General features: G+C 76.6%; 25 protein-coding genes. 10 read left to right on the top strand and 15 right to left on the bottom strand.

What is annotated here, in order from left to right:
- Nucleotides 1–47: 47 nt before the first annotated feature.
- Nucleotides 48–605: a GNAT family N-acetyltransferase gene (locus tag ACFU9A_RS12845; protein WP_430575671.1), complete on the top strand. Its 558-nt coding sequence runs from the start codon at nt 48–50 to the stop codon at nt 603–605.
- Between the two features lie 9 nt (nt 606–614).
- Nucleotides 615–1619 carry an alpha/beta fold hydrolase gene (locus ACFU9A_RS12840; protein WP_430575670.1) on the top strand — a complete coding sequence of 335 codons (1005 nt, stop codon included), beginning with the start codon at nt 615–617 and terminating at the stop codon, nt 1617–1619.
- 26 nt (nt 1620–1645) lie between these two features.
- Here the strand turns inward: ACFU9A_RS12840 and ACFU9A_RS12835 are convergent, their stop codons facing one another.
- On the bottom strand, nt 1646–2197 hold the full coding sequence (locus ACFU9A_RS12835) for an Lrp/AsnC family transcriptional regulator (RefSeq protein ID WP_430575669.1): 552 nt from the start codon (nt 2195–2197) through the stop codon (nt 1646–1648).
- 164 nt (nt 2198–2361) lie between these two features.
- On the opposite strand from ACFU9A_RS12835, the gene ald reads away from it, so the two are divergent.
- Nucleotides 2362–3474: an alanine dehydrogenase gene (ald, locus tag ACFU9A_RS12830; protein ID WP_430575668.1), complete on the top strand. Its 1113-nt coding sequence runs from the start codon at nt 2362–2364 to the stop codon at nt 3472–3474.
- A 62-nt stretch (nt 3475–3536) separates the two neighbouring features.
- Here the strand turns inward: ald and ACFU9A_RS12825 are convergent, their stop codons facing one another.
- The 5 genes from ACFU9A_RS12825 to ACFU9A_RS12805 all read right to left on the bottom strand — a co-directional run bounded on the left by ACFU9A_RS12825 (nt 3537) and on the right by ACFU9A_RS12805 (nt 7845).
- A complete protein-coding gene (locus tag ACFU9A_RS12825; protein ID WP_430575667.1) occupies nt 3537–4514 on the bottom strand; it encodes a ribonuclease Z in 978 nt (325 codons plus the stop codon).
- A 10-nt stretch (nt 4515–4524) separates the two neighbouring features.
- Nucleotides 4525–4755: a hypothetical protein gene (locus ACFU9A_RS12820; protein WP_430575666.1), complete on the bottom strand. Its 231-nt coding sequence runs from the start codon at nt 4753–4755 to the stop codon at nt 4525–4527.
- 153 nt (nt 4756–4908) lie between these two features.
- On the bottom strand, nt 4909–5931 hold the full coding sequence (gene galE / locus ACFU9A_RS12815; RefSeq protein WP_430575665.1) for a UDP-glucose 4-epimerase GalE: 1023 nt from the start codon (nt 5929–5931) through the stop codon (nt 4909–4911).
- An 88-nt stretch (nt 5932–6019) separates the two neighbouring features.
- On the bottom strand, nt 6020–6667 hold the full coding sequence (locus tag ACFU9A_RS12810) for an FMN reductase (RefSeq protein WP_430575664.1): 648 nt from the start codon (nt 6665–6667) through the stop codon (nt 6020–6022).
- Complete coding sequence (locus ACFU9A_RS12805; protein ID WP_430575663.1) at nt 6664–7845, bottom strand: LLM class flavin-dependent oxidoreductase; 1182 nt, start codon at nt 7843–7845, stop codon at nt 6664–6666. Before ACFU9A_RS12805 ends, ACFU9A_RS12810 begins: the two co-directional genes overlap by 4 nt.
- A gap of 340 nt (nt 7846–8185) precedes the next feature.
- Between ACFU9A_RS12805 and ACFU9A_RS12800 the strand changes: the two genes are divergently transcribed.
- Nucleotides 8186–8530, top strand: a complete 345-nt coding sequence (locus ACFU9A_RS12800; RefSeq protein WP_079575180.1) for an RNA polymerase-binding protein RbpA — start codon at nt 8186–8188, stop codon at nt 8528–8530.
- A gap of 91 nt (nt 8531–8621) precedes the next feature.
- Here ACFU9A_RS12800 and lnt read toward each other — a convergent pair whose 3' ends face one another.
- The 9 genes from lnt to ACFU9A_RS12755 all read right to left on the bottom strand — a co-directional run bounded on the left by lnt (nt 8622) and on the right by ACFU9A_RS12755 (nt 20269).
- Nucleotides 8622–10478, bottom strand: coding sequence for an apolipoprotein N-acyltransferase (gene lnt / locus ACFU9A_RS12795; RefSeq protein ID WP_430575662.1), 1857 nt, complete (start codon nt 10476–10478; stop codon nt 8622–8624).
- A gap of 117 nt (nt 10479–10595) precedes the next feature.
- The gene (locus ACFU9A_RS12790) at nt 10596–12257 is read right to left on the bottom strand and encodes an amidohydrolase (RefSeq protein WP_430575661.1); all 1662 of its coding nucleotides are present in this window, start codon (nt 12255–12257) and stop codon (nt 10596–10598) included.
- Nucleotides 12258–12347: 90 nt separating this feature from the next.
- A complete protein-coding gene (locus ACFU9A_RS12785) occupies nt 12348–15272 on the bottom strand; it encodes a DEAD/DEAH box helicase (RefSeq protein ID WP_430575660.1) in 2925 nt (974 codons plus the stop codon).
- A 121-nt stretch (nt 15273–15393) separates the two neighbouring features.
- Complete coding sequence (locus ACFU9A_RS12780) at nt 15394–16518, bottom strand: diacylglycerol/lipid kinase family protein (RefSeq protein WP_430576464.1); 1125 nt, start codon at nt 16516–16518, stop codon at nt 15394–15396.
- The gene (tatC, locus tag ACFU9A_RS12775; RefSeq protein ID WP_430576463.1) at nt 16511–17251 is read right to left on the bottom strand and encodes a twin-arginine translocase subunit TatC; all 741 of its coding nucleotides are present in this window, start codon (nt 17249–17251) and stop codon (nt 16511–16513) included. The genes ACFU9A_RS12780 and tatC overlap by 8 nt, the downstream gene beginning before the upstream one ends.
- 36 nt (nt 17252–17287) lie before the next feature.
- Complete coding sequence (tatA, locus tag ACFU9A_RS12770) at nt 17288–17593, bottom strand: Sec-independent protein translocase subunit TatA (RefSeq protein ID WP_430575659.1); 306 nt, start codon at nt 17591–17593, stop codon at nt 17288–17290.
- Between the two features lie 93 nt (nt 17594–17686).
- Complete coding sequence (locus ACFU9A_RS12765) at nt 17687–18079, bottom strand: hypothetical protein (RefSeq protein ID WP_430575658.1); 393 nt, start codon at nt 18077–18079, stop codon at nt 17687–17689.
- A 5-nt stretch (nt 18080–18084) separates the two neighbouring features.
- Nucleotides 18085–19146 carry a helix-turn-helix transcriptional regulator gene (locus ACFU9A_RS12760; protein ID WP_430575657.1) on the bottom strand — a complete coding sequence of 354 codons (1062 nt, stop codon included), beginning with the start codon at nt 19144–19146 and terminating at the stop codon, nt 18085–18087.
- A complete protein-coding gene (locus ACFU9A_RS12755) occupies nt 19139–20269 on the bottom strand; it encodes a helix-turn-helix transcriptional regulator (protein ID WP_430575656.1) in 1131 nt (376 codons plus the stop codon). Before ACFU9A_RS12755 ends, ACFU9A_RS12760 begins: the two co-directional genes overlap by 8 nt.
- A gap of 34 nt (nt 20270–20303) precedes the next feature.
- Here ACFU9A_RS12755 and ACFU9A_RS12750 point away from each other — a divergent pair, with 34 nt between their 5' ends.
- From ACFU9A_RS12750 to ACFU9A_RS12725, 6 genes are all read left to right on the top strand, one after another.
- Complete coding sequence (locus ACFU9A_RS12750; RefSeq protein ID WP_430575655.1) at nt 20304–21542, top strand: DUF3866 family protein; 1239 nt, start codon at nt 20304–20306, stop codon at nt 21540–21542.
- Between the two features lie 73 nt (nt 21543–21615).
- Nucleotides 21616–22374, top strand: a complete 759-nt coding sequence (locus ACFU9A_RS12745) for a DUF4129 domain-containing protein (protein WP_430575654.1) — start codon at nt 21616–21618, stop codon at nt 22372–22374.
- Complete coding sequence (locus ACFU9A_RS12740) at nt 22371–22919, top strand: hypothetical protein (protein ID WP_430575653.1); 549 nt, start codon at nt 22371–22373, stop codon at nt 22917–22919. The genes ACFU9A_RS12745 and ACFU9A_RS12740 overlap by 4 nt, the downstream gene beginning before the upstream one ends.
- Nucleotides 22916–23917: an AAA family ATPase gene (locus ACFU9A_RS12735; protein ID WP_430575652.1), complete on the top strand. Its 1002-nt coding sequence runs from the start codon at nt 22916–22918 to the stop codon at nt 23915–23917. The genes ACFU9A_RS12740 and ACFU9A_RS12735 overlap by 4 nt, the downstream gene beginning before the upstream one ends.
- The gene (locus ACFU9A_RS12730) at nt 23914–25233 is read left to right on the top strand and encodes a DUF58 domain-containing protein (protein ID WP_430575651.1); all 1320 of its coding nucleotides are present in this window, start codon (nt 23914–23916) and stop codon (nt 25231–25233) included. The genes ACFU9A_RS12735 and ACFU9A_RS12730 overlap by 4 nt, the downstream gene beginning before the upstream one ends.
- Nucleotides 25230–25814 (top strand): hypothetical protein, encoded by a 585-nt coding sequence (locus tag ACFU9A_RS12725; protein ID WP_430575650.1) that lies wholly within the window; start codon nt 25230–25232, stop codon nt 25812–25814. The genes ACFU9A_RS12730 and ACFU9A_RS12725 overlap by 4 nt, the downstream gene beginning before the upstream one ends.
- The last annotated feature ends 19 nt before the right edge of the window (nt 25815–25833 follow it).

Here is a 25833-nt window from a genome sequence, read left to right as displayed (position 1 = left end):
CGCCGCGCAGGCGGGCGGACACGCGCCCGAAACACGGGCGAGGCAGGATGCGGGGCGTGATCATCGCCGCCGAGACGCCGGGCCGCGCCGACGTGCGGGCCCTGCTGGCCGAGCACCTGTCCGACATGCACGCCACGTCCCCGGCCGAGTCGGTGCACGCCCTCGACCTGGCGGCGCTCCGGGTCCCCTCGGTGACGTTCCTGACGGCCCGCGACACGGACGACACGCTCCTCGGGTGCGGGGCGCTGAGCGAGCTGGACCCGGTGACCGGGCACGCCGGCGGGCTCGGCGAGGTCAAGTCGATGCGCACGGCGGCCGCGGCCCGCGGCCGGGGCGTGGCGGGCGCGGTGCTGGGGCGCCTGGTGGACCTGGCGCGCGGGCGCGGGTATGCGCGGGTCAGCCTCGAGACCGGCCCGCAGGACTACTTCGCGGCCGCGCGGCGGCTGTACGCGCGGCACGGCTTCGTCCCCTGCGGCCCGTTCGGCGCCTACGCGCCCGACCCGTGCAGCGTGTTCTTCACCCTCGACCTGCGCGCGGACGACGGCGGCACCGCGCAGGTCGGCGCGCCCGCCGTCGCGGCGGCGGGCGCCGGCCCGGCCGCCTAGCCTCGCGGGATGGCCGACACCGACCGCACCGCGCCCCCGACCACCGCCGGCACGTCCGCCGCGAGCGCCGCCTCCCCGTGGGCGCGGGAGCCTGCCGCGGGGCGGGTGCTGCTGGACCGCCGGTTCGTGTGGGAGGGCCGCGAGGTCGCCTGGGCGGCGTTCGGCTCCGGCCCGCCGTTGGTGTTCTGCCACGGCACACCCTGGTCGTCCTGGCTGTGGGAGCCGTACGCGCGCGCCCTGGCCGCCGAGTTCACCGTGCACCTGTGGGACATGCCGGGCTACGGGGCGTCGTCGAAGGACCCCGACCACGCCGTCGACCTGGGGGTGCAGGGCGAGGTGCTCGCCGCCCTGCTGGAGCACTGGCGCCCCTCCTGGGCCGCGCCGGAGGGCGCGCCGGAAGACCGGCCGGAGGACGGGCCGGGCGCCGGGTCAGGGGGCGGCGTGGCGCCGCACGTGGTCGCCCACGACTACGGCGGCGCGGTGAGTCTGCGGGCCGCGCTGCTGCACGGCGCCCGGTTCGCGTCCCTCTGCCTGGTGGACGTCGTCGCGCTGCGGCCGTGGGGGTCGCCGTACTTCTCGCTGGTGCGCGAGCACGCCGACGTGTTCACCCGCACGCCCGCCACCGTGCACCGCGGCGCCCTGGAGGCCTACGTGCGCACGGCCGCGCACCGCCCGCTGTCCGACGCCGACCTCGACGCCCTCGCGACCCCGTGGACCGGGCCGGAGGGGCAGGCGGCGTTCTACCGGCAGATCGCCCAGGCGGACGAGCGCTACACCGCCGAGCTGGAGCCGCTGCTCGGCGCGCTGGACGTGCCCACGCGCGTGCTGTGGGGCGCCGAGGACACCTGGATCCCCGCCGACCGGGCGCAGCGCCTGGCCGACGCGCTCCCGCGGGCCGACGCGCGGCTGGTGCCGGGTGCCGGGCACCTGGTGCAGCTCGACGCGCCGGTCGCCCTCGCCGTCGAGCTGCAGCGGTGGCTGTCCGCACGCGCGGGCGACGCCGCCACCGAGTGACCCGGCCCGGCCCCGCGTGACCCCGGTCAGTACCAGCTCGCCCGCGCGTGCTGGAAGATCAGGTTGGTCTCGGTGAGGGCCACGTCCGGGTCGGTGGACAGGTGCTCGATGACGAACTCGTTGAGGGCGTCGGAGTCCGCGGCGGCCACGTGCACGAAGAAGTCGTGCGCCCCGCCCAGCAGGAAGACGTTCTGCACGCCCGGCAGCTCCGCGAGGCGTGCCAGGTAGGTGCTCAGACGGGTGCGTGCCGCGCCTCGCATCTGCACGGCGATCATGGCCTGCAGCGGGTGGCCGGTGCGCCCCGGGTCCACGTCGGCGTGGAACCCGCGGATCACGCCCCGCTCGCGCAGCTGGCGCACCCGCGTCAGGCAGGTGGACGGCGCCACCCCCGCCCGGGCTGCGAGCGCGTTGTTCGGCAGCCGCGCGTCCTCCGCGAGCGCCGCGAGGATGCGCTGGTCGACGTCGTCGAGCCGCTCGGGCGCGGGCCCGCGACGGTCCAGGCCCCACGACGGGTCGGGGCGAACATCCTTCGGTCGTGACGCCCGTGCCCCGGGCCGGGCCTGCCCCATGTTCGACATGGTCTGAATCTACCGAAGGATGTTCCGAATTGTGGTGCCGGATCGAATCGCACCCTCAGACTGGGGAGTGAGCGGGGTCACACACCCACGCGACCCACCCGTCCGACCGTGCCCCGCCGGCCACCGCCGTCCGGCACGGTCACCGAGCCTCGAAGGCGAGCCCCATGCGCATCGGCGTCCCGAAGGAAGTCAAGAACCACGAGTACCGGGTGGCCATCACCCCCGCGGGCGTGCACGAGCTCGTCGCGCGCGGCCACCAGGTCGTCGTCCAGGCGGGTGCGGGGCTCGGGTCCGCGATCACGGACGAGGAGTACCGCGCCGCCGGCGCCGACCTGCTCGACGACGCCGACGAGGTGTGGGCCGGCGCCGAGACGGTGCTGAAGGTCAAGGAGCCCGTCGCCGAGGAGTACCACCGCCTGCGTCCCGGCCTGGTGCTGTTCACCTACCTGCACCTCGCGGCCGACAAGGCCCTGACGGAGGAGCTCCTCGCGAGCGACGTCACCGCCGTCGCGTACGAGACGGTCCAGTCCCCCGACGGGCGGCTGCCGCTGCTCGCCCCCATGTCGGAGGTCGCCGGCCGCCTCGCCCCCCAGGTCGGCGCCGCCACCCTGCTGCGTGCCGCCGGCGGGCGCGGCGTCCTGCTCGGCGGCGTGCCCGGCGTCCCCGCGGGGCACGTCGTGGTCATCGGCGCCGGCGTCTCCGGCATGAACGCCGCGCGCATCGCCGTCGGGCTGGGCGCGCGCGTCACCCTCCTGGACACCAGCGCCGACGCGCTCAAGGCCGCCGACCGCGAGTTCGGCGGGCGCGTGCAGACCCTGGCGTCCAACCGCCTCACCCTCGCCGAGGCGGTGCTGGAGGCCGACCTCGTCGTGGGCGCCGTGCTCGTCCCCGGCGCGAAGGCGCCCGTGCTCGTCCCGAACGACCTCGTGGCCCGCATGCGGCCCGGCGCCGTCCTCGTCGACATCGCGATCGACCAGGGCGGGTGCTTCGAGGACTCGCGCCCCACCACCCACGCCGACCCCACGTTCCGGGTGCACGACACGGTGTTCTACTGCGTCGCGAACATGCCCGGCGCCGTCCCCCGCACCTCCACGTACGCCCTGACGAACGTGACCCTGCCCTACGTCGTGGCGCTCGCGGACCACGGCTGGCGCGAGGCCCTGCGCGGCGACCCCGTGCTGGCGGGCGGGCTGAACGTGCACGGCGGCCGCGTCACGAACGCCGGCGTCGCCGAGGCGCACTCCCTGGAGCAGGTGGCCGTCGCCGACGTGCTGTGAGGCCCGCCGGGCCTTCGCCGCGGGCAACGGGGGGTGCGGGGGTGCCGGGGTGCGGGGCCGAGTCACCGCCGCCGTCGCGGCAGCGGCACGCGGTCGAGGTCGGACGCGACCGTCAGGCCGCCGTCGAACACCTCCCGGGCCTCCCGCTCGAACTCGGCGGGCAGCTCCTCGGGCACGCGGTAGCGCTGGGAGAAGTGGGTGAGCACGAGGTGGCGCACGCCCGCGCGGGAGGCGACGACGGCGGCCTGCCGGCACGTCAGGTGGGCCCAGCGGGCCGCGAGCTCGGCGTCGCGGTGCAGGAACGTCGACTCGATCACCAGCAGGTCGACCCCGTCGGCGAGCTCGAGCACCGCGTCGCACAGCCGCGTGTCCATGACGAACGCCACCGACTGGCCCGGCCGGGCCACGGACACCGCGTCGCGGTGCACCGTGCGGCCGTCGTCCAGGGTGACGCTGCCCTCGCGCAGCAGCCGCCCCACCACCGGGCCGGGCGGGACGCCCGCGGCCGCGAGCGCCGCGGGGTCCAGGGAGACGCCGTCGGGCTCGTCCAGCCGGTAGCCGACCGCGTCGATGCGGTGGTCCAGCGGCCGCGCGGTGAGGGCGGGGGCGCCCGGGCCGGCGCCGCGCTCGCCGTCCACCCGGGGCAGCGTCGCGACCGGTCCGCGGCCGGGCGCGAACGACACGGGCTGCAGGGCGACCCGCTCGTGGTGGTCGTAGGCGCTGGCGTGCAGCAGGTGGCGCACCCACTCCTCGCCGGAGGAGGGGAACGAGATCGGGACGGTGTGGCGCACCTGGTCCCCGGACAGCCGCTGCGCGACGCCCGCCAGCCCCAGGGAGTGGTCGCCGTGCAGGTGGGTGATCGCGATGCGGGTGAGGTCCGTGGCCGACACCCCGGCCAGCGTCATCTGCCGCTGGGTGCCCTCGCCGGGGTCGAACAGGATCGCGGCGTCGTCGAAGAACAGCACGTACCCGTTGTGGTTGCGCGTGCGGGTGGGCACCATGCTGGCGGTGCCGAGCACGACCAGCTCGCGTCGTGACACGCGGGGGCGCTCAGCGGCCCAGGGCGCGCCCGACGACGCGCACGAGGCCGGTGGTGACGTGCTGCACCGGGCGCCACAGGTCGCGGTCGAACACCGCCGTGCGGGTCAGCGGGCGCAGGCGACCGGTGAGCCGCGGCCCCGGCGACGGCGCGGGGGCCGGCAGCCCCGCGAGCACGGACGGGCGGTATCGGGCGCCGGGGTCCCAGCGCGTCTCCGGGCGCGTGCTCGCGTCGTCGGGCATGCGCTCATCGTGGCGCGGCCGACGACGCCCCGCAAGGCCGCCCGCAAGGCCGCCCGCAAGGCCGCCCGCAAGGCCGCCCACGGGTCCGGTGGACGGGTCCGGTGGGCATGGACGCCGTGCCCGCCGGACCCGCCCGTCGGGTCAGGCGCCGGGTCAGGCGCCGGGGAAGCCCTGCGGGTTCTCCGACTGCCAGCGCCACGTGTCCGCGCACATGTCGTCGATGGTCTTGACGGCGCGCCACCCGAGCTCGGTCTGCGCGCGCGTGGGGTCGGCCCAGAAGGCGGCGAGGTCGCCGGCGCGGCGCGGCCCGACCTCGTAGGGCAGCTCGCGGCCGACGGCCCGCTCGAACGCGTGCAGCATCTGCAGCACGGACGTGCCCGTGCCGGTGCCGAGGTTGAACGCCCGCACCGGCTCGGTCATCGCGTCCAGGTGGTCCAGGGCGGCGACGTGCCCGGCGGCGAGGTCCTCGACGTGCAGGTAGTCGCGCTCGCAGGTGCCGTCCGCGGTGGGGTAGTCGTCGCCGAAGACGACGAGCCTGTCGCGCTTGCCGACGGCGACCTGCGCCAGGAACGGCATGAGGTTGTTGGGGATGCCCTGCGGGTCCTCGCCGATCTGCCCGGACGGGTGCGCGCCCACGGGGTTGAAGTAGCGCAGCAGCGCCACCTTGAGGCCGCCGACCGCCACCGCGGCGTCGGCCATGATCCGCTCGATCATCACCTTCGTCTGCCCGTACGGCGAGGAGGAGGACAGGTGCTCGTAGTCCTCGCGGTAGGGCACGGGCGCCTTCTCCCCGTACACGGTGGCCGAGGAGGAGAACACCAGCCGCGGCACGTCGTGGCGGCGCATGGCCTCCAGCAGCGACAGCGTGGAGTCGAGGTTGTTGCGGTAGTACTCCAGCGGCTTGGCCACGGACTCCCCCACGGCCTTGAAGCCCGCGAAGTGCACGACGGCGTCGAACTTCTCGTGCGCGAACAGGCGCTCGGTCTTCTCCGCGTCGGTGAGGTCGATCGCGTGCACCGGCACGTGCACCCCCGACAGCGACTCCACGCGACCCATCACCGTGGGCTTGCTGTTGGAGAAGTCGTCGACCACGACGACGTCGTGCCCGGAGGCGACGAGGGACAGGACGGTGTGGGAGCCGATGTACCCGGCGCCGCCGGAGACGAGAACGCGCATGGGCCCAGCCTAGGGCGTGGGCCCGCCGTCCTCGGACGGCGTCCGCACCCCGGGCCGGGCCCGTGCGCGTCCTCGTGCGGCGTGCTGGTCAGCCCCCGAGCAGCTCGGTGAAGCTCGGGGTGGCGGCGAACGGGTCGGCCGGCCCGTCGTTCTCCCGCCGCGCGACGCGCTGCGCCAGCTCCCGCCCGGCGCGCCCGATGCGCCGCGGCAGCCCCGCGGCCGGGTCGTCGGCGCTCGCGGCCCAGTCGTCGGTGGCCGCGAACACGCTGGTCGGCACGACGTCGGCCCGCAGGTAGGTGAACAGCGGCCGCACGGCGTACTCGAGCGCGAGGGAGTGGCGGGCGGTGCCGCCGGTGGCGCCGAGCAGCGTGGGCATGCCGGTCAGGGAGTCGGGGTCGACGACGTCCCAGAACGACTTGAACAGCCCCGAGTAGCTCGTGGTGAACACGGGCGAGACGGCGATGAGGCCGTCCGCGCCCGTCACGGCCTCCAGCGCGCGGGCGAGGTCGCCGGTCGGGAACCGGGTGAGCATCGCGTCGACGACGGCGTGGGCGACGTCGCGCAGCTCGACGGTCTCGACCCGCACGGTGTGCCCGAGGTCCTCCAGCTCCCGCACCGTGGCGTCCGCGAGCCGGTCGGCCAGCAGCCGGGTGGACGACGGCTGGGACAGGCCCGCCGAGACGACGGCGAGGGTGCGGGTGGGGGTCTGGCCGGGGATGCCCGAGGGCGTGGTCATGCGCGTGCCTCCTGCGATGCGGCGGGCTGGGTGCCCTCGGCAACGGTACCGGTGTAGGGGTCCGAGGTGTCACCGACGTGCGTGGCGCCGGTCTCGCCCTTGGCGCGGGCGGCGGCGACGCGCTCGGCGTGCGTCGGCGGGTTCAGCGGCACGTCGGCGGGGCGCTTGGCCTCGACGATCTTGCGCAGCTCGGGCACGACGTCCTCGGCGAGGAGGTCGATCTGCTCGAGCACCGACTTCAGCGGCAGGCCGGCGTGGTCGACGAGGAACAGCTGGCGCTGGTAGTAGCCGACCTCGTCCACGAACGACGCGTACCGGTCGATGACCTGCTGCGGCGAGCCGACCGTCAGCGGCGTCTCGCGCGTGAAGTCCTCCATCGACGGGCCGTGCCCGTACACGGGCGCCTCGTCGAAGTAGGGGCGGAACTCGTTCCACGCGTCCTGCGAGCGCTTGCGCATGAACACCTGGCCGCCGAGGCCCACGATCGCCTGGTCGGCGCGGCCGTGGCCGTAGTGCTCGAACCGCTGGCGGTAGAACCGCACCATCTGCCGGGTGTGGTGCATGGGCCAGAAGATGTTGTTGTGCAGGAAGCCGTCGCCGTAGAACGCGGCCTGCTCGGCGATCTCGGGGCTGCGGATCGAGCCGTGCCACACGAACGGTGGCACGCCGTCCAGCGGGCGCGGGGTGGAGGTGAAGCCCTGCAGCGGGGTGCGGAACTTGCCCTCCCAGTCCACGACGTCCTCGGTCCACAGGCGGCGCAGCAGCGCGTAGTTCTCCACGGCCAGCGGGATGCCCTGGCGGATGTCCTGCCCGAACCACGGGTAGACGGGGCCCGTGTTGCCGCGGCCCATCATGAGGTCCATGCGGCCGTCGGAGATCACCTGGAGCATCGCGTACTCCTCGGCGAGGCGCACCGGGTCGTTCGTGGTGATCAGGGTGGTGGCCGTCGACAGGGTGATGTTCTTGGTGACGCCGGCCAGGTAGCCGAGCATCGTGGTCGGCGAGGACGCGACGAACGGCGGGTTGTGGTGCTCGCCGGTGGCGAAGACGTCCAGGCCGGCCTCGTCGGCGTGCCGGGCGATGGTGAGCATGTCGCGCACCCGCTCGGTGTCGTCCGGCGTGTGACCCGTCGTCGGGTCGGTGGTGACGTCACTGACGGAGAAGATTCCGAACTGCACGGCTGCGCTCCCTGTTGGTGGACTCTGACCTGAAGCCTAGGTCCATGCGTTTGCATGTACATGCCGATGAACCGCGGTACCCGCCCGGTTGTTCCCCGCCATCCGTGGCCCCCGGGTGACGTCGCGCACAAAGGGTGCCCGCAGGGCGGTCTCGAGTTGCGTCAGGCGCGCCGACTGGCCAGCCTGAGGGGGCAACCGTCACGTCCATCGCCACGATGCCCATTCTCCGGCACTCGGTGTGGACCGTGCTTCACGGGACCTTCACGGACCGCCGGAACATCCCCCGGTAGGGCCGCGTTGGAACCTCAGGCCCCTTCCCACCGACCTCCAGGAGGACGACATGCCCGACCGGTCCCTGCGCGGCATGAGCATCGGCAGCAAGAGCATGGAGTCCGACGAGGGCGTGGACTTCGCCCCGCGGTTCCAGGCTCACTACGACTGCCCCAACGGTCACACCATCATCCTGCCCTTCTCCACCGAGGCCGAGGTGCCGCCGGTGTGGGAGTGCCGGTGCGGCGAGGAGGCGCTCCTGCGCGACGCCGAGCGCCCCGAGGTGAAGCCCGGCAAGCCGCAGCGCACCCACTGGGACATGCTGCTCGAGCGCCGCACCGTCGCCGAGCTCGAGGAGCTCCTCGACGAGCGCCTCGAGCTGCTGCGCGCCGGCAAGCTGCGCCGCAGCGCCTGACGCGGACGCACGACGAGAGGGCGGGCACCCCCCGGGGTGCCCGCCCTCTCGTCTGCCCGGGTCCCGTACGTCCCGGCGCCGCCCCCGGCCGTCAGCCGCGGCGCGCCCGCACCGCCGACACGATGCCGCCGGCCACCAGCACGACCGCCGCCGCGCCCACGGCCCAGCCCGGCCAGTAGCCCGCCCGCACCGCCGGCGTCAGCTCCGTGCGCAGCGGCAGGTCCGCCACCCAGTGGTCCGGCGTGAACAGCTGCGTGCGCGCCACCAGCGTCCCGTCCGGCGCCACGACGCCGCTCACGCCCACCGTCGAGACCTGCACCGCCGCCCGGCCCGTCGTGATCGCCTGCAGCCGTGTCATCGCCAGCTGCTGCGTCGACTCCGCCGTGTACCCGAACGACGCGTTGTTCGTCGGCACCACCAGCACCTGCGCGCCCCGCTGCACGGCGTCGCGCACGATCTCGTCGTACGCCACCTCGAAGCAGATCACCGTCGCCATCGGCACCGTCGCCGGCCCCGACCCGCGACCGATCGCCGCGCCGTCCACCGGCAGGTCGACCACCGCCGGCTCGGTGCCCGGGATCATGTCGGTCGTGACCCGGTCCACCTGCGAGCTGAACAGCCGCACGAACCCGCGGATCGGGATGTACTCCCCGAACGGTGCCGGATGCTGCTTGGCGTACCGCTGCGTGACGCCCTGGCCCGGCTCCCACAGCAGCGCCACGTTGTAGCGGCCGCCGGTCGCCGGGTACTCCTGCGCGCCCACGAGGATCGGCGCGTCCACCGCACGGGCGGCCGTGTCGATCGCGTCGCCCACCTCCGGCGTCGTCTGCGGGTCCAGGTCCGAGCCGTTCTCCGGCCACAGCACCACGTCGACCCCGTCGGTCGGACCGTCGCCGAAGTCGCCCGCCGCCTGCTCGTCCGCGATCGCGTACGTGCCGTCCAGGTGGTTGTTCAGCACCTCCGCCCGGTTGGCGAAGGACCCCTCCCCCGGCTCCGACACGTTGCCCTGCACCCCGCCCGCGCGCAACACGCCCGCCTGCGCCGTCGCCGTGCCGGCGTCCACCACCGTGCCCACGTGGCCCGGGTCCGCCGCGTCCGTCACCTCGCGGGTGCCCGCGTCGTGTGCCAGCGGCAGCAGCTGCGGGCCGACGACCAGCACGGCCGCCGCGAGGACCAGGACGCCGGCGCTCGCGGCCCCGCGCACGCGTGCCGCCGCCGTCCGCCAGTCGGTGCGCAGCAGGCGCCCGACGGCGAGCGCGAGCAGCAGGCCGGCGCCGGCGACGAGGAACGACACGAGTGTCGTGCCGCCCAGCCACGCGGCGCGGCCCGTGGGGGCGCCGGCCACCGTCCAGGCGAGCCGGCCCCACGGGAAGCCGCCGAACGGGATCTCCGAGCGCCACTGCTCCACCGCGACGAACAGCACGGCGAACACCAGGCCCTGCGCGAGCGGGTGCCGCCGCACCCAGCCCCAGCGCCGCGCCCACGTCCACAGCGCGCCGAACCCCGCCAGGAAGAGGGCCTCGAGCGACGCCAGCGCGATCCACGGCACCGTGTCCGTGGCGAAGTTGGCCCACCAGATGTGCGGCAGCCAGAACGTCAGCCCGGCCACCAGCCCCACGAGGAAGTTCCAGCCCGCCGCGCGACGGCCCTCGCGGCGCAGGGCGGCGAACAGCAGCGCGACCCCGACGAACGCCAGCGGCCACGCCCCGACGTCCGGGAACGACGCCCACAGCGCGACGCCCGCGGCGACCGCGAGCAGGAGCGTGGCCGGGCGGCTCGCCCACCAGTCCGACGGCGTGGCGTCGCCCGTCCGGGAGGCGCCCGGGCCGCGGCCGGACGCCTCGCCCCGGTCGCGGCTCCGGTCGCGCTCCTGGTCCCGGTCGGGGGTGTGGCCCGGTGCCGGGTCGGACCCGCTGTCGGAGGGCCCCTCGAGCGGGGACGAGCTCACGTGCAACACCCCCGCAGGGTACGTGAACCCGGACCTCCCCCGGGGCCCGCGCCCGACACCTGTCGCGCGTGCGGCGCGGTGCTCGACGGCGGTCGGGTGCGGTCGGGCGCGGTCGGGTCAGTCGAAGGTGTCGTGCAGGACGACGCCGTCGCGCACGGTCTGCAGGCACACGGGCTCCGGCTCGCCGGGCGACAGGTCGGGCAGCAGGGGCTGGCCGGCACGCGCCTCGGGGTTCCACGCCGACAGGCGGCCCTCGGGCGCCTGCACGGACAGGGTGTCCGCACGCCACACGGCCAGGTGCGCCGGCGCGCCGACGCGCAGCTCGCCCGCGCCCGTGTGGTCGAGGCCGGCGAGCCGCCACCCGCCGCGCGTGTGCGCCCGGAACGCCGACCGGGCGGAGATGCGCTGCGTGGTGTCCTCGTGCGTGAGGGTCGCGCGCACGGCCTGCCACGGGTCCAGCGGGGTGACGGGGGTGTCCGACCCGAACGCGAGCGGGACGCCCGCGCCGGCCAGGTCGGCGAACGGCGACAGGGTGGACGCGCGGGCCACGCCCAGGCGCGCGGCGTACATGCCGTGGCTGCCGCCCCACGCGGAGTCGAACGCGGGCTGCACCGACAGCGCCACCCCGTACAGCAGGAGGGCGGCCAGCGCGGACGCGTCGACGAACAGGGCGTGCTCGATGCGGTGGTGCCCGGAGCGCAGCAGGCCCGGGCCGTGCTCGGCGGCGGCGAGCTCCAGCCCCCGCACCACCTCGTCCATCGCCCGGTCGCCGATGACGTGGAAGCCACCCTGCGTGCCCGCGGCCGAGCAGGCGGCCAGGTGCGCCGCGATCTCCTCGCCCCGCAGGAAGAGGCGGCCGTCCGGCTCGGTGCCGCCCGGGCCGGCGAGCAGGTCGGAGTAGGGGTGGCGCAGCGCCGCCGTGCGCGAGCCGATCGACCCGTCGGCGCACAGGTCGCCGGCGATGCCGGTGAGGAACGGCAGCTCCGCGAGCATCTGCCGCGCGTCGTCCGCCGTCGCGCACAGCTCGCCCCGGTAGGCGACGACGTGCGGCAGCGCGCCCGCCGGGTCGGCCGTGAGCGCCACGAGCTCGGCCAGGCCCTCGCGGGTGTCCATGTTGGGCTCGCTCATCTCGTGCACGCCGACGATGCCGCGCGCCGCGGCGTCGGCCAGGGCGCGCCGGTAGGCCCGCGTCCGGCGGGCGGGCGAGACCTGGCGCACGACCGCCGCGGCGGTGTGGTGCGCGTCGGACGTCACCATGCCGGACGGGTCCCAGCCGGGCAGCCGGTCGAGGCCCGCCGCCCGCGCGAACGACCCGGACACGACGGCGGAGTGGCCGTCGACCCGCGCCGCGTACACGCGGCGCCCGCCGCAGGCGGCGTCGAGCTCGTCCGCGGAGGGCGCGCGCCGCTCGGGCCAGGTCTGCTCGTCCCAGCCGAACGCGAGGAGCACCTCCTCGCCGCCGGGGTCGGCCGCGTCCAGCTCGCGCGCGCCGCGCGCGAGGGCGTCCAGCGCCGCCGCGAGCGACGTCACCGACCCGGCGGCGAGGTCGACCGACGCGGCGGCCAGGCCCGTCTCCAGCAGGTGCACGTGCGCGTCGACGAACCCGGGCGCCACCAGCGCCCCGTCGAGGTCGATCACGCGGTCGGCGCGCGCCGCGAGGCCGGCGGCGGTGTCCTCCGCGCCGATCCAGGTCACGACGCCGTCGTCGACGAGCAGCGCCTCGGCGAACGGGTCGGCGGACGAGTGGACGGCTCCGTTGCGGTACAGGGTGGACGTCACGGCTTGCACTCTAGGGCACCGGCCCACGCACGCCCCCCACCGGACCGCCACGACTTCGTCACCTCCGGCCGGCGCGCGGCGGCCGGAGGATCAGACGCTCGAGTAGGCCACGACCCCGCGCAGGACGGCGGTCTGCGCCTTGCGGGCGGTGGCCCGCAGCGCGGGGCGCGGTGCCGCCTTGGCCAGCTGGTCCAGCACGTCGAGGACCTGCTTGCACCAGCGCACGAAGTCGCCGGCGGCCACGTCCGTACCGCGCAGCACCGTGTCGAGGTTCTTGCCCGACGCCCACCGGTGCACCGGTGCCACCAGGCCCAGGTCGAGCGGCCCCGTGGCCTCCAGGCGGTGCGCGGCCTCCAGGTCGGTCACCTCCGACCAGATCCGCGTCGTGGCGTCCAGCACCTGCGCGAGCCGCCCGTGCGGGCCGCCGGGCACGTAGGGCTCCGCCGCCTCCTCCCGGCGCCCGGAGTACACGACCGTCGACACGGCCGCCGCCAGGCCCGGGGCGTCGAGCTCGTCCCAGATGCCGCGCCGCAGGCACTCCGCGAGCAGCAGGTCGTCCTCCGCGTACAGGCGGCCGAGCCACCGCCCGTCCTCGGTGACGCCCAGCGCCCCGTCGCCGTCCGCCCCCGTCGCCAGGTAGCCGAGCCGCGCCAGCACGTCGCAGGTCCGGTCGAAGGTGCGCGCGATCGAGCCCGTGCGCCCCTCGACGCGGTGCACGAGCTGCTCGTGCTCGCGGCGCAGCCGCTCCCAGCGCTCCGCCCAGCGGGCGTGGTCGTCGCGGTCGGGGCAGCCGTGGCACGGGTGCGCCCGCAGCGCGGCCCGCAGCCGCTGCAGCTCGGCGTCCGAGGCCGCGTCGGCGCGGCGCCCCGCCCGGCCGCCCGACGACGCGCCGCCCCTGCGCCCCGGGTGCCGGCCGGTCCCCGCGTCGTCGGAGAACGCGCCCAGCGCGTTGCGCATGCTGGAGGCCAGGTCGCGGCGCTGGTCCGGGCGGCGCGGGTTGAACGACTTCGGGATACGCACGGTCGTGACGACCTGCACGCCGTCCGGCGCGTCCGCCAGGGTCAGCTTCTTGACCTGCCGCTCCTGGGTGAGGACGGTGGGCCGCGGACCGTCGAAGCTGCGCTCGTCCTTGCCCGCGTCCAGCACGACGACGTAGCCGCGCCGTCGCCCCGACGGGACCTCCACCACGTCCCCGCGGCGCAGCCTCTCGAACGACTCCACCGCGTCCGCGCGCCGGGCGCCCGACGCGACCTGCGACAGCTCCTTCTCCCGGTCCTTGATCGCGACCCGCAGCCCCATGTACTCCGCGAAGTCGCCCCGGTCGCACGCCATCGCCGTGGCGTACCCCTCCATGGCCTCCGCGTGCGCCTGCGCCTGCTTCGCCAGCCCCACCACGCCCCGGTCGGCCTGGAACTGCGCGAAGCTCGTCTCCAGCACGTCGCGTGCCCGCTCGCGGCCCACCTGGCCCACCAGGTTGACCGCCATGTTGTACGTGGGGCGGAAGCTGGAGCGCAGCGGGTACAGCCGCTTGGACGCCAGGCCCGCCAGGGCCACCGGGTCCAGGCCCGTGTGGTCCACGACCACCGCGTGCCCCTCCACGTCGATACCGCGCCGGCCGGCGCGGCCCGTGAGCTGCGTGTACTCCCCCGGCGTCACCGGCTGGTGGGCGGTGCCGTCCCACTTCACCAGCTTCTCCAGCACCACCGACCGGGCCGGCATGTTGATGCCGAGCGCCAGGGTCTCGGTGGCGAACACGATCTTCACCAGGCCGCGGGAGAACAGCTCCTCCACCGTCTCCTTGAACACCGGCAGCATCCCCGCGTGGTGCGCCGCCACGCCCCGCGACAGCGCCTGCACCCACTCGTGGTACCCGAGCACGTCCAGGTCCTCGGTCGGGATGGTCGCGGTGCGCTCCTCCACCACCCGGCGGATCTGCGCCTCCTCCTCGCCGTTGGTCAGCCGCAGGCCGGCGCGCAGGCACTGCTGCACCGCACCGTCGCACCCGGCGCGGGAGAAGATGAAGTAGATCGCCGGGAGCAGCGCGTCCGCGTCCAGCGAGTCCACGACGGCGAACCGCGGCGGGGTGCGCCGGTGCGCCACCGGCCCGCCGCCCGGCCGGTTCCCGCCCCGGCCCCGGTAGCCGCGGTCGCCGCGCCCCCGGTGCCCGTGCCGCCCGTGCGGGCTCTCCGCCCGCGCCGACGTGCGGAACATCGCCTGCAGGTCCGGGTTGATCGGCGGGTTGGTGCCCGGGTCCGTCGGGTCCACGTGCCCCGCGTACAGGTCCATCAGGCGCGGCACCCCGCGCGGCTCCGGCGCCGAGACCACGACGTGCTGCCACAGCGGCACCGGACGGCGCTCGCTGACCACCACGGCCGTGTCCCCGCGCACCGTGGCGAGCCAGTCGCCGAACTCCTCCGCGTTCGACACCGTCGCCGACAGGGAGACCAGCTGCACGTGGTCCGGCAGGTGGATGATGACCTCCTCCCACACCGGCCCGCGGAACCGGTCCGCGAGGTAGTGCACCTCGTCCATGACGACGTACGCCAGCCCGTCCAGCGCGGACGACCCCGCGTACAGCATGTTGCGCAGCACCTCGGTGGTCATCACCACCACGGGCGCGCCCGCGTTGATCGACGTGTCCCCGGTGAGCAGGCCCACGTTCGCCGTGCCGTGCCGCGCGACGAGGTCGGAGTACTTCTGGTTGCTCAGCGCCTTGATCGGCGTCGTGTAGAACGCCTTGCCGCCGCCGACGAGCGCGAGGTGGACGGCGAACTCCCCCACCACCGTCTTGCCCGCGCCCGTGGGCGCGGCCACGAGCACGCCGCGGCCCTCCTCGAGCGCGACGCACGCGTCGACCTGGAACGGGTCGAGCTCGAACCCGACGACCTCGCGGAAGCGGCGCAGCTCGCCCTCGGCGTCGGCGCGGTCGCGAGCGCTGCGGGCCCGGGAGGCGGCGTACCGCTCGGCCGGGCTGAGGATGTCCTGGCCGGCGTCGGGGCGGGGGTGGGCGGTCATGCCGCCAGCCTAGGCGCCGGACCGGACGTCCCCGCGCGACGCCGGGCCGTGCCGGGCCGTGCCGGGCCGTGCAGGTCCGTGCGGGTCCGTGCTCGGCGACGCCCAGGAGCGCCGTCCCCCGTCAGCGGGGCGCGACCAGCACCTCGACGGCCCGGGCGCGGACCTCGACCCGCAGCGGCAGCGGCCCCAGGCGTTCGCCGTCCGCGTGCGCCACCGGCAGGGGGCGCTCGCCGGCGACCCACGCGTCGGGGCCGGGCTCGATGGTGACCCCGCGCGCCCGCACGACGTGCACCTTGCGGCGGCGCACGTGGCCGCCGGTGAACATGCTGGGGAACACGGCGAGGGCGCCCGGCCGGGACAGGTCGGTGGCGACGAGGACGTCGAGCAGGCCGTCGTCGAGCGACGCGTGCGGGGCGACGCGGATGCCGCCGCCGATCTGGGGGCCGTTGGCGGCGGTGACGAGCGCGGCCCGCCCGGTCCACGTCGCGGTGCCCGCGGGCCCGGGGCGCAGGTGCAGGCCGTCGCCGGGGCGGGGAGCCCGTCCAGTCCTGCGCCCGGCGGTCGCGGTCGCGGGCGCGGGCGCCTTGCCGGTCGGGGAGGCGTCGACGACGCCGTCGAACGTCAGCCGGTAGGACCAGGGGCGGTAGCGCACCAGCTCGAGCGCGGCGGCGACGGTGTACCGGGCGCTGCCGCGCGGGTACCGCAGCTGGTTGGCGCGCGCGTTGACGGCGGCGTCGAGCCCCGCGGACACCGCTCCCGCGACCCACCGGCCGCCCGGCGGCACGCCGGGGCCGGTGACGAACGCCGCGTCGACGGCGCGACGGCCCGCGGCGCCGACGTCCAGGGCCCGGCACAGCGCCAGCCCGGCCGCGGCGGGGTCGCGCACGGGCAGGCCGAGGGTGGCGGCGAAGTCGTTGCCGGTGCCGACGGGGACGATGCCGAGGGGCACGCCGGTGCCGGCGACGGCCTGGGCACCCAGGTGCACCATGCCGTCCCCGCCGACCACGACGAGCGCGTCCACCGTGCCGTCCGGGCCGGACATGCCGGACGTGCCGTCGACGGCGGCCCGGGCACGGGCGAGCGCCGCGTCCGCGTCCGGGCCGGACAGGTCGACGACGTCGTGCCCGGCGCGCCGGAGCCCCGCCAGGACGCCGACGCCCGCGTTGGCGGCGCGTCCCTTGCCGGCGGTCGGGTTGACGACGACGCCGAGGCGGCGGGCGCGGGATCCGGGGCGGCCGTCAGACAGCGGGGGCGACCCGTTGCTTGTCGACCCGTCGGTCGTGCAGGATGCACAGCCCGAGGGCGCCGAAGTAGAGCACGACGATCGGCGTCGCGACGAAGATCATCGTGAGCGCGTCCGGGGTCGGCGTCATCACCGCCGCGAACACGAACGCGATGAGGACGGCCCACCGCCACCCCTTGGCGAGCGTCTCGTGCCGCAGCACGCCGGCCATGTTCAGGCCCACGAGGAACACGGGCGAGACGAACGCGATGCCGAACGCCAGCACCAGCCGCATGACGAAGCTGAGGTATCCCTGCGCGTCCGTGAAGTTGGTCGCCCCGTCGGGGACGAACCCCGCGAGGATGTCCACGGCGTGCGGCAGCACCCACCACGCGAGGGCGGCGCCGCCGAGGAACAGGGGGACGGCCGCGCCCAGGAAGCCGTACGCGTACCCCTTCTCCTTGCGGGTCAGCCCCGGGGTGATGAACGCCCACAGCTGGTAGAGCCACCACGGGCACGACACGATCACGCCGAGGAACAGCGCGACCTTGATCTTCATGTCGAGCGCGGACGCCATACCCGTGAAGTTGAGCGCGATCGTCTTGCCCTGCTCCTGCGCCGCGACGGCCAGCGGGGCCTGCAACGCGGACAGCAGCGGTTCGTACAGGACCCATCCGGCCGCGGCACCCACGACGAGCCCGCAGGCGGCGAGGAAGAGCCGCTTGCGCAGCTCCAGCAGGTGCTCGCGCAGGGGCATGCGCCCCTCGGGGTCCCGGGTGTCTCCGGGCACGGACTACCCCCGCGGGTGGTTCGGGTCGATGAGACCCGGGATCTGCTCCTGGCCGGCGCCCGTACCCGGGTTCGCCTGCGTCGGAGGGGTGGTGCTGCCGGCGACCGGCGACGACGGCGTCTGTGCCGTCGTGTCGGGCTTCGGCTCGTTCGAGTCGTTGAGCTTGCCGTCGTCCGTGAGGTCCTTGACCTCCGACTTGAAGATCTTCAGCGACTGCCCGACGCTGCGCGCCAGGTCAGGGAGCCTGCGCGCCCCGAACAGCAGCAGGATCACGATCACCAGCACGATGATGTGCCAGGGCTTGAGCATGCCCATGAGAATGGCTCCTCGTTCTCGTCCGCCCGTGGGCGGGGTCTGTCGGGATCAACCCTAGTGGGTCCTGGGAGTGCTGGGTGTCGCGCGTCACAGGTTCGCCGTCCGGCGGGGGCGTCCGCCGGCCCGGGCCGCCTTCTCCGCGGTGCGGCGGTCGAGCCAGCTCTGCGTGCCCCAGCCGCTCCACGTCGCCTCCTGCCGGGCGCGGCGCACGGTGGCCCGCTCGGCACGCAGACGGCGCTGGTCGGCCACGCGCTCGCGCAGCACGACCGGGTCGTCGAACATCGTGGGGGACGTGTCGGCCCGGTGCGCCTCGGCCTCCGCGACGGCGGCGGCCATCCGGTCCGACGCCGACCCGAGCGCCTCGCCGGCGCGCGAGGCCTCCCGCAGCGCGCGCATCCCCGCGCGCCACAGGTGACGGCCCACGAAGAACGCTCCGACGAGCGTGCCCACGACCAGCCCGGCCCAGATCCAGCCCCACATGGCGGTCAGCCTACGGGCCCGGGCGCGGTCCCCGTGGCAGGGACCCCGCCGGGCCGCGCGGCGGACCCGCCGCCCGGCCCCGTGGCGGGCCCCGTGGCCGCGTAGGCGTCGAGGGCGCCGCGGGCCGCCTGCGCGACGTCGCGGGCGACGTCCGGCGGGTCCACGGCCACGACGTCGGGGGCGTTGGCGAGCAGCAGGCGGCGTAGCCAGGCCGGGTTCGTCACCCGCAGCCGCACCTCGACGGTGCCGTCGGGCAGGTCGCGCACCGACTCCGCCGGCACCTCCTCCGCGACCCACCGGGCCGCGGACGCGAGCGTCAGGGTCGCCACCGGCGCGCCGCGGTGCGCGACGGACGCCCACACGTCGGCGCCCAGGTCGCCCGCGACCGTCACGTCGTGCTCCGCGACCGGCTCCTGGAGCACGTCGGCCGCGAGGATCCGGTCCACGCGGAACGTGCGCCGGCCCGACGCCCGCAGGCACCAGCCCACGAGGTACATCGCGCCGTCCTGGGTGAGCAGGCGCAGCGGGTCGACGTCGCGCTCGGTGGTCACGTCCGCCGCGTTCACGTACCGCAGGTGCAGCCGGCGGCCCTCGGCGAGCGCGCTCGTCACGGCGGCCACGACCTGCGGGTCGCCCTCGCCCTCGAGCTGCACGTCCACCGCGCCCGCCGCCTCGCCCGTCGCGGCCGTCAGCTTGTCCAGCGCGGACGCCACGACCGCGGCGCGCCGGCGGTCCGCCTGCACCGCCGGCGACGCGTGCATGGCCCGCAGCGCCGCCACCAGGGCCACGGCCTCCCGCGTGCCGAGCCGCAGCGGGCGCGTCATGCCGCGCGCCTGCGTCAGGGACACGACGCCGTCCTCCAGGGAGTAGGCGTCGAAGTCGATGAGGTCGTCCGGCATGTACCCGGGCGTGCCCGACACCCACAGGGCGTCCACGTCCTCGCGCACCTGCCGGGGCGTCACGCCGAACCGGTCCGCGAGCTCCTCCACCCGCACCGGCCCCGCGCCGTCGAGGAACGCCACCAGGCCCAGCAGCCGCACCAGCCGGTCGTCCGCCCGCTCAGCCATCCGCCCGCTCCTCGGTCCCCGTCGTCCCCGCCCCCGATGTCGTCCCCGCCGCGCTCGCGGGACCCGGCGGGTCGTCGAGCGTCGCCGCCGCCGTCAGCCGCCGCAGCACGTCCGCCCGCAGCTGCGCCGGCTCCAGCACCACGACCGCGGGCCCGTACCCGGCCACCTCGTCCGCCAGCGCCGACAGGCTCCGGAACTCCACCTCGACGACGTCCCGCCCGTCGGCCCGGGCGCCACCACCCGCGCCACCACCGGCGCCACCGTCCGTGGGGGCCGGCAGGGCGCGGGCCCGCAGCGCCTGCGCCCGCTCCGGCACGACCGCCAGCAGCGCGCGCTGCAGCACCCCGACCCGCTCCCCCAGCATCGCGTCCACGTCGACCTCGTCGGGCACGTCGAACGCGTCCGCCTGCGACCCGACGCGCACCCGCCCCGCGATCCGCGACAGCCGGAACACCCGGGCCGCGGCCCGCGCCCGGTCGAAGCCCACCAGGTACCAGCCGCTGCCCCGCGCCGCGATCCGCCACGGCTCGACGTGCCGCGTCAGCTCCTGCCCGGTGCTCGCCGCCCGGTACCGGAACGACACGTCGCGCCGCTCCGAGACCGCCTCCAGCAGCGGCACGTACGCGTCGCCCGCCGCCCGCACGCGCGGCGCCAGGCCGGCCACCGCGTCCGCGGCGACCTCCCCCGCGCCCGCCGCGCGCAGCTTCGTCATCGCGCGCGACATGTCCGTGCGCAGCGTCTTGTCCGACCACAGCTGCGCGGCCAGCGCGACCACGCCCAGCTCCGCCGGCGTGAGGTCCACCGCGCCCAGCGCGTACGCGTCGTTGTCGATCCGGTAGCCGACCTCGTCGCTGTGCCCGCCCGCGTCCACCGTGACGATCGGGATGCCCAGCGCCCGCAGCGTGTCCTTGTCCCGCTCGAACATCCGCTCGAACGCCTCCGTCGACGGCGCGTCGCCGTACCCCGCCACCCCCGCGCGCACCTGCTGCTTCGTCATCGACGCGCTCGTGTTCACGAGGGCGATGACGAGGTTCAGGAGGCGCTCGGCGGGCGGCGTGCCCCGCGACGACGACACAGGGGCGGAAGGCGCGGCAGGAGCCGGGTCCACGGGGTTCGCAGGCATCGGGACCAACCTAGTCGCCGGTAGCCTTCCACGGGTGACGACAGCGCCGAACCAGCCCCAGCCCGCCGCCCCCCGCGACACGCCCGCCGGGCACGTCACGTGGCGCACCGGCACCGTCACCGCCCGCGGCAACGCCTGGACCGGGGCCCGCGAGGTCACCGTCCGCCTCGACGCCCCGCTGCCCGCCCGCGACCTCACCACCGCGCCCGGCGAGGTCCGCGGCCTCGCGTACACCACCCTCGTCGGCGACCCCGACGTCGGCGACCGGCTCCTGCTCAACGTCTCCGCCCTCGCCCGCGGCCTCGGCACCGGCGGGTACGCCCTCGTCGTCGGCCCCGCCGGCAGCACCCCCGCAGCCCTGCCCGCCGACCCCCCGCCCGGCCCCGGCCACCTCGTCAAGGCCCGCTACACCCCCCTGCAGGCCATGGTGCTCGGCGTCGACGAGCAGGAGTCCGACCACCACGACACCCTCCGCGACGCCGACGACCTCGCCGGCCTCCCCGTCGTCGTCGCCGACCTCCACTCCGCCCTGCCCGCCGTCGTCGCCGGCGCCCGCCACGCCGCCGAGCTCGCCGGGCGCCCCCACCCGCGCGTCGCCTACGTCATGACCGACGGCGGCGCCCTGCCCGCCGCCTTCTCCCGCACCGTCGCCACCCTTCGCGACACCGGGTGGCTCGCCGCCACCGTCACCGTCGGCCAGGCCTTCGGCGGCGACCTCGAGGCCGTCACTGTGCACACCGGCCTCCTCGCCGCCCGCCACGTCGCCGGCGCCGACCTCGTCGTCGTCGCCCAAGGACCCGGCAACCTCGGCACCGGCACCCGGTGGGGCTTCTCCGGCGTCGCCGCCGGCGAAGCCGTCAACGCGGCCGCCACCCTCGCCGGCCGCCCCGTCGCCTCCCTGCGCGTCTCCGGCGCCGACCCCCGCGACCGGCACCGCGGCGTCTCCCACCACAGCCTCACCGCCTACGGCCGCGTGGCGCTCGCGGCCGCCGACGTCCCCGTGCCGACCCCCACCGACGACCTCGAGGCCCTGCCCGCCTGGGGCGCCGAGCTCACCGGGGAGGTGCGCGAGCAGGCCGCCGCCCTCGCGCCCCGCCACCACCTCGTCGACGTCCCCGCCGACGCCGCCCTCCTCGAGGCGCTCCGCGGCTCCCCCGCCCGCCTGTCCACCATGGGCCGCACCCTCGACGGCGACCCCGCCGCCTTCGTCACCGCCGCGGTCGCCGGGGTCCACGCCGCCCGCCTCGCCCAGGGCGACCCCGCGGCACCCTGACGGCCCCACGGCCGAACCACCCACCGGGGAGACACCCCTGCACCCGCTCCACGGCACCCGCTACGGTCGTCGCATGGCAGCCCCGCCGACGAGGCCACCCCGCCGACCCGCACGCGCGGCCGTCGCGCCGCTCGCGGCCGCGCTCCTCGCCACCCTCGTCGTCCTCGGCGCCGCCACCGCCACCCCCTGGCGCGTCCGCGTACCCGACCTCGTCCTGCCCGCGCCCACCGCCAGCGACCCCGTCAGCGACCGACGGCCCGGCGACCTCGTCCCCACCGACCGGCCCGACACCTCCTTCGACCTGATCACCTGGATCGTCGTCGCCCTCAGCATCGCCGGCGCCCTCTTCCTCCTCTACCTCGTCGTGCTCCTCGCCCGCCGGGTCCTGCGCGCCCTCGCCACCGCCGAGGACGACGACGAGCCCGACCCCCTCGCCCCCGGCGCCGCCACCACCGGCACCCCCGCCGCGCTCGCCCTGCCCCAGCTCCAGGACGCCGTCGACACCGCCCTCGCCCGCGTCGACGCCGCAGCCACCCCCCACGACGCCGTCGTGGCGGCCTGGGTCGCCCTCGAGGACGCCGCCGCCGAGCACGGCACCACCCGCGCACCAGCCCAGACCGCCACCGAGTTCACCGCGCTCCTCCTCACCGCCCAGCGCCATGACGGCCGCACCGTCCCCACCGCGGACGTCGACACCCTCCGCCGCCTCTACCAGCGCGCCCGCTTCACCGACCGGCCCGTCGGCGCCGACGCCGTGCGAGACGCCCGCAGCGCCCTGTCCCACATCGCGCGAGCCCTCGGCCCCACCCGCGGCACCGAGCCCGACGCATGACCCGCCCCCGGCTTCCCCGCGCCCTGCTCACCGTCGCCCTGCCGGCGCTCGCGGCCGTCGCGGTCCTCGCCCTCACGGGGGCGCTCGACCTGCTCCACGCGGCGCTGCTCGTCGTGGTCGCGGCCACGGCCGTGGTGCTGTGGCGGCGGCTCGACGACGGCGACGAGGTGCCGTGGCCCGACCCGCCCGTGGACCGGCGCGAGGGCGCCCGGAACGACGTGAGCGAGCTCGGCTGGGCCACGTTCACCCGCAGCGGCGCCGTCGGGGACCGCGTGCTGCGCCGAGTCCGGGAGCTCGCGGCGGCGCGGCTGGCCGCCGACGGCGTCGACCTCGCCACCCCCGCCGGCCGCGACGCCGCCGAGCGCCTGCTCGGGGCCGACGTCGTCGCCGGGCTCACCGCCCGCCGCCAGGTCGCGCGGGTCGAGGTGCACCGCTGGCTGGACGCGATCGAGGCGCTGGACGCGCCCGCGTCCGGGCCCGCCGCGCCTCGCCCGGCCACCACCCCAGCACCGTCCGTCAGCCCCGCAGGAAGGCCCCGCCCATGACCGTCGAGCCGCCCGTCACCCCCGCCGCCCACCCCCTGCCCGTCGCCGAGGTGGCCGCCCTCGGGCGCCGCGTCCTCGACGAGGTCGGCACCGCCGTCGTCGGGATGCGGGACACGCTCGAGCTCGCCCTCGCGACCGTGCTCGCCGGCGGGCACGTGCTCTTCGAGGACGTGCCCGGGCTCGGCAAGACCCTCGCCGCCCGATCGCTGGCCACGGCCCTCGGCCTCGACTTCGCCCGCCTGCAGTGCACCCCCGACCTGCTGCCCAGCGACATCACCGGGTCGTCGGTGTTCGACCCGTCCTCGCGGGAGTTCGTCTTCCGCCCCGGCCCCGTGTTCACCGGCCTGTTCCTCGCCGACGAGATCAACCGCACCCCGCCCAAGACGCAGTCGGCGCTCCTCGAGGCGATGGCCGAGCGACAGGTCTCCGTCGACGGCGCGAGCCGGCCCCTCCCGCAGCCGTTCCACGTCATGGCCACGTCCAACCCCGTCGAGTACGAGGGCACCTACCCGCTCCCCGAGGCGCAGCTCGACCGGTTCATGGTCCGCCTCGCGGTCGGCTACCCCGACCGCGACCAGGAGCAGGACGTGCTGCTGCGCCGCGTGGCCCGCCGCCAGGAGGCCGCGACCGTGCGCCCGGTCGTCGACGCCGCCACGGTCCTCGCCATGCAGGCCGGGGTCGAGACCACCGAGGTCGACGCCGACGTCGCCGGCTACTGCGTCGACCTCGCGGCGGCCACCCGCCGGCACGGCGCGCTCGAGGTGGGGGCGTCCCCGCGCGGGTCCCAGAACCTGCTCCTGCTCGCCCGAGCGGTCGCCGTCCTCGACGGCCGCGACTTCGTGCTGCCCGAGGACGTCAAGCGCGTCGCGGTCCCCGTGCTGGCCCACCGCCTCACCCTCACGCCCACCGCGTGGGCGTCCGCGGTGCGCGCCGAGGACGTCGTCGCCGAGATGCTGGCGTCGGTGCCGGGCCCCGCCACCGTCGGCCGGGAGCGGTGACACCCGCCGTGTGGAGGCGCAGCCCGCAGGCGGCGGCCGGGGTCGGTGCCGGGGTGCTCGTCCTCGGGCTGGGCCTGCTCGCCGGTCGCGCCGACGTGGCCCTCCTGGGCGTCGCCCCGCTGCTCGGCGCGCTCTGGGCGGGGCGGCCCGGCGCCTGGCGCGCCACCACCCCCCGGCGCGGCACCGCCCTGACGATCGAGCCCGACGGCGGCCCCGCCGCCCCGGGCGAGCTGCGCGCGACCCTCCGGATCGACCCGCCCGACGGCGCCGAGCTCGTGCACGCGCGCGTCTTCGCGCCCGGGCACCGCACCACCGGCGTGGTGGTCGCCGCGGACGCGCGCGAGCTCCCCCTCACCCTCAGCACCGTCCGGACCGGGCCCCAGCGCACGTTCCAGGTCGACGCGCGCGGCCACGGCGCGGGCGGGACCGCCGCCGAGGACCCCGTGGGCGCCACCGCGCCCGACCGCCTCGTACTGCCCACGGCCATGCCCCTCGGCCGGGTCCCCGTCCCCCGCCGGCTGCGCGGCCTCACCGGCCCGCACACCTCCCGCCGCCTCGGCGACGGGAACGAGCTGCGCGACGTGCACCCGTTCACGCCCGGCGACCGGCTGCGGCGGATCGACTGGCGCACCACCGCCCGACGGTCCCCGGACCTGGAGACCCTCTACGTGCGGCGCACGTACGCCGCCGCCGAGGCGACGGCCGTCCTCGTCGTCGACTCCCGCGACGACGTCGGCCCCGACCTGCGCACCTGGCGCGGCACCGGCCCCCAGCGCGTCGACGAGCCCACGTCCCTCGACCTCGCCCGGCACGCCGCAGCGTCCGTGGCCGCCGCCCTCGTCACCGCCGGCGACCGCGTCGGCGTCGACGACCTGGGCCGCCACCGGCGCCCCCTGCCGCCCGCCGCCGGCCGGCGACACCTGCGCCGGGTGCTGCACGCCCTCGCGCTCAGCAGCCCCAGCGGCACCCCCGAACGCCGGCTGCGCGCCCCGCAGGTCCCCGCCGACGCGATCGTCTACCTGTTCAGCACCGTCCTCGACGACGAGCCGGTCGAGCTGCTGCGCGCCTGGCGCGCCGTCGGGCATCCCGTCGTCCTCGTCGACACCCTGCCCGACGTCCGCGGCGCCCGGGAGGAGCACATGCGCCTCGCCTGGCGCGTGACCCGCGCCGAGCGCGACGACCGCCTGCGCCGCGCCGCCGCCGAGGGCGTCCCCGTCGTGCGCTGGGCCGGCGAGGCACGCCACGACGCACCGCTCCGGCTCGAGGCCCTGGTCCGCGCCGCCGAGCGCCACCACGCGGGGGCGGGCGCCCGATGACCGGCCTGCGCGCCCGCGTCCGCGCCTGGTGGCGGGCCCGCCGCGCCACGGGCCGCCCGCTGCCCGCGGTGGGCGTCGAGACCGGCCGCCGCCTCCCGGGCTGGACGCTGCGCGCCGCGTTCCCCGTCGCCGTCCTCGTGCTCGTCGCCGCCGCCGGTGCCCGCACCACCGTCCTCACCGAGCTCTACGCCGTCCTCGCCGTCGTGCTGGCCGTCTGGGCCGCCGTCCGCCCCGGCCCCGCGCCCGCTCACGTCGCCCTCGTCGCCGCCGCGCTCCTGCTCCTCGGGTCCGTCGAGGCACCCTTCGACCCCGCGACGCTGTGGCTCGCACCCCTCGGGTACGTCGTGACCCGGCTCGGCTGGTGGGCGCACCACCTGTCAGCGGTCGACCAGGTGGAGCTCGCCGCCCTGCGTCGCACCCTCGCGCGCGACGGCCTGCTGGTGGGAGCCGCGCTCGTCCTCGGCGCCGCCGCCTGGGCGCTCGCCGGCCACCCGGTCGCCTGGCTCGTGGCCCTCGGCGTGGTGGCCCTGGCAGCGCTCGCGTGGACCGTCGTCCGGGCCGAGGATGGCGGGGCGCGCTGACCGCACCCGCGCGCCGACG

The sequence above is a fragment of the Isoptericola sp. NPDC057653 genome (assembly GCF_042799955.1).
GTDB lineage: Bacteria > Actinomycetota > Actinomycetes > Actinomycetales > Cellulomonadaceae > Isoptericola.
Note: the sequence above shows the minus strand (reverse complement) of the source record. Positions and strands in the feature narration are given on the sequence as shown.

Bases quoted from the DNA above. Each gene is read 5' to 3' on its own strand.
- ACFU9A_RS12845 (WP_430575671.1), top strand. From the start codon at position 48: ATGCGGGGCGTGATCATCGCCGCCGAGACGCCGGGCCGCGCCGACGTG.
- ACFU9A_RS12840 (WP_430575670.1), top strand. From the start codon at position 615: ATGGCCGACACCGACCGCACCGCGCCCCCGACCACCGCCGGCACGTCC.
- ACFU9A_RS12835 (WP_430575669.1), bottom strand. From the start codon at position 2,197: ATGTCGAACATGGGGCAGGCCCGGCCCGGGGCACGGGCGTCACGACCG.
- ald (WP_430575668.1), top strand. From the start codon at position 2,362: ATGCGCATCGGCGTCCCGAAGGAAGTCAAGAACCACGAGTACCGGGTG.
- ACFU9A_RS12820 (WP_430575666.1), bottom strand. From the start codon at position 4,755: ATGCCCGACGACGCGAGCACGCGCCCGGAGACGCGCTGGGACCCCGGC.
- galE (WP_430575665.1), bottom strand. From the start codon at position 5,931: ATGCGCGTTCTCGTCTCCGGCGGCGCCGGGTACATCGGCTCCCACACC.
- ACFU9A_RS12810 (WP_430575664.1), bottom strand. From the start codon at position 6,667: ATGACCACGCCCTCGGGCATCCCCGGCCAGACCCCCACCCGCACCCTC.
- ACFU9A_RS12800 (WP_079575180.1), top strand. From the start codon at position 8,186: ATGCCCGACCGGTCCCTGCGCGGCATGAGCATCGGCAGCAAGAGCATG.
- ACFU9A_RS12785 (WP_430575660.1), bottom strand. From the start codon at position 15,272: ATGACCGCCCACCCCCGCCCCGACGCCGGCCAGGACATCCTCAGCCCG.
- tatC (WP_430576463.1), bottom strand. From the start codon at position 17,251: ATGCCCCTGCGCGAGCACCTGCTGGAGCTGCGCAAGCGGCTCTTCCTC.
- tatA (WP_430575659.1), bottom strand. From the start codon at position 17,593: ATGCTCAAGCCCTGGCACATCATCGTGCTGGTGATCGTGATCCTGCTG.
- ACFU9A_RS12765 (WP_430575658.1), bottom strand. From the start codon at position 18,079: ATGTGGGGCTGGATCTGGGCCGGGCTGGTCGTGGGCACGCTCGTCGGA.
- ACFU9A_RS12760 (WP_430575657.1), bottom strand. From the start codon at position 19,146: ATGGCTGAGCGGGCGGACGACCGGCTGGTGCGGCTGCTGGGCCTGGTG.
- ACFU9A_RS12755 (WP_430575656.1), bottom strand. From the start codon at position 20,269: ATGCCTGCGAACCCCGTGGACCCGGCTCCTGCCGCGCCTTCCGCCCCT.
- ACFU9A_RS12745 (WP_430575654.1), top strand. From the start codon at position 21,616: ATGGCAGCCCCGCCGACGAGGCCACCCCGCCGACCCGCACGCGCGGCC.
- ACFU9A_RS12740 (WP_430575653.1), top strand. From the start codon at position 22,371: ATGACCCGCCCCCGGCTTCCCCGCGCCCTGCTCACCGTCGCCCTGCCG.
- ACFU9A_RS12735 (WP_430575652.1), top strand. From the start codon at position 22,916: ATGACCGTCGAGCCGCCCGTCACCCCCGCCGCCCACCCCCTGCCCGTC.
- ACFU9A_RS12725 (WP_430575650.1), top strand. From the start codon at position 25,230: ATGACCGGCCTGCGCGCCCGCGTCCGCGCCTGGTGGCGGGCCCGCCGC.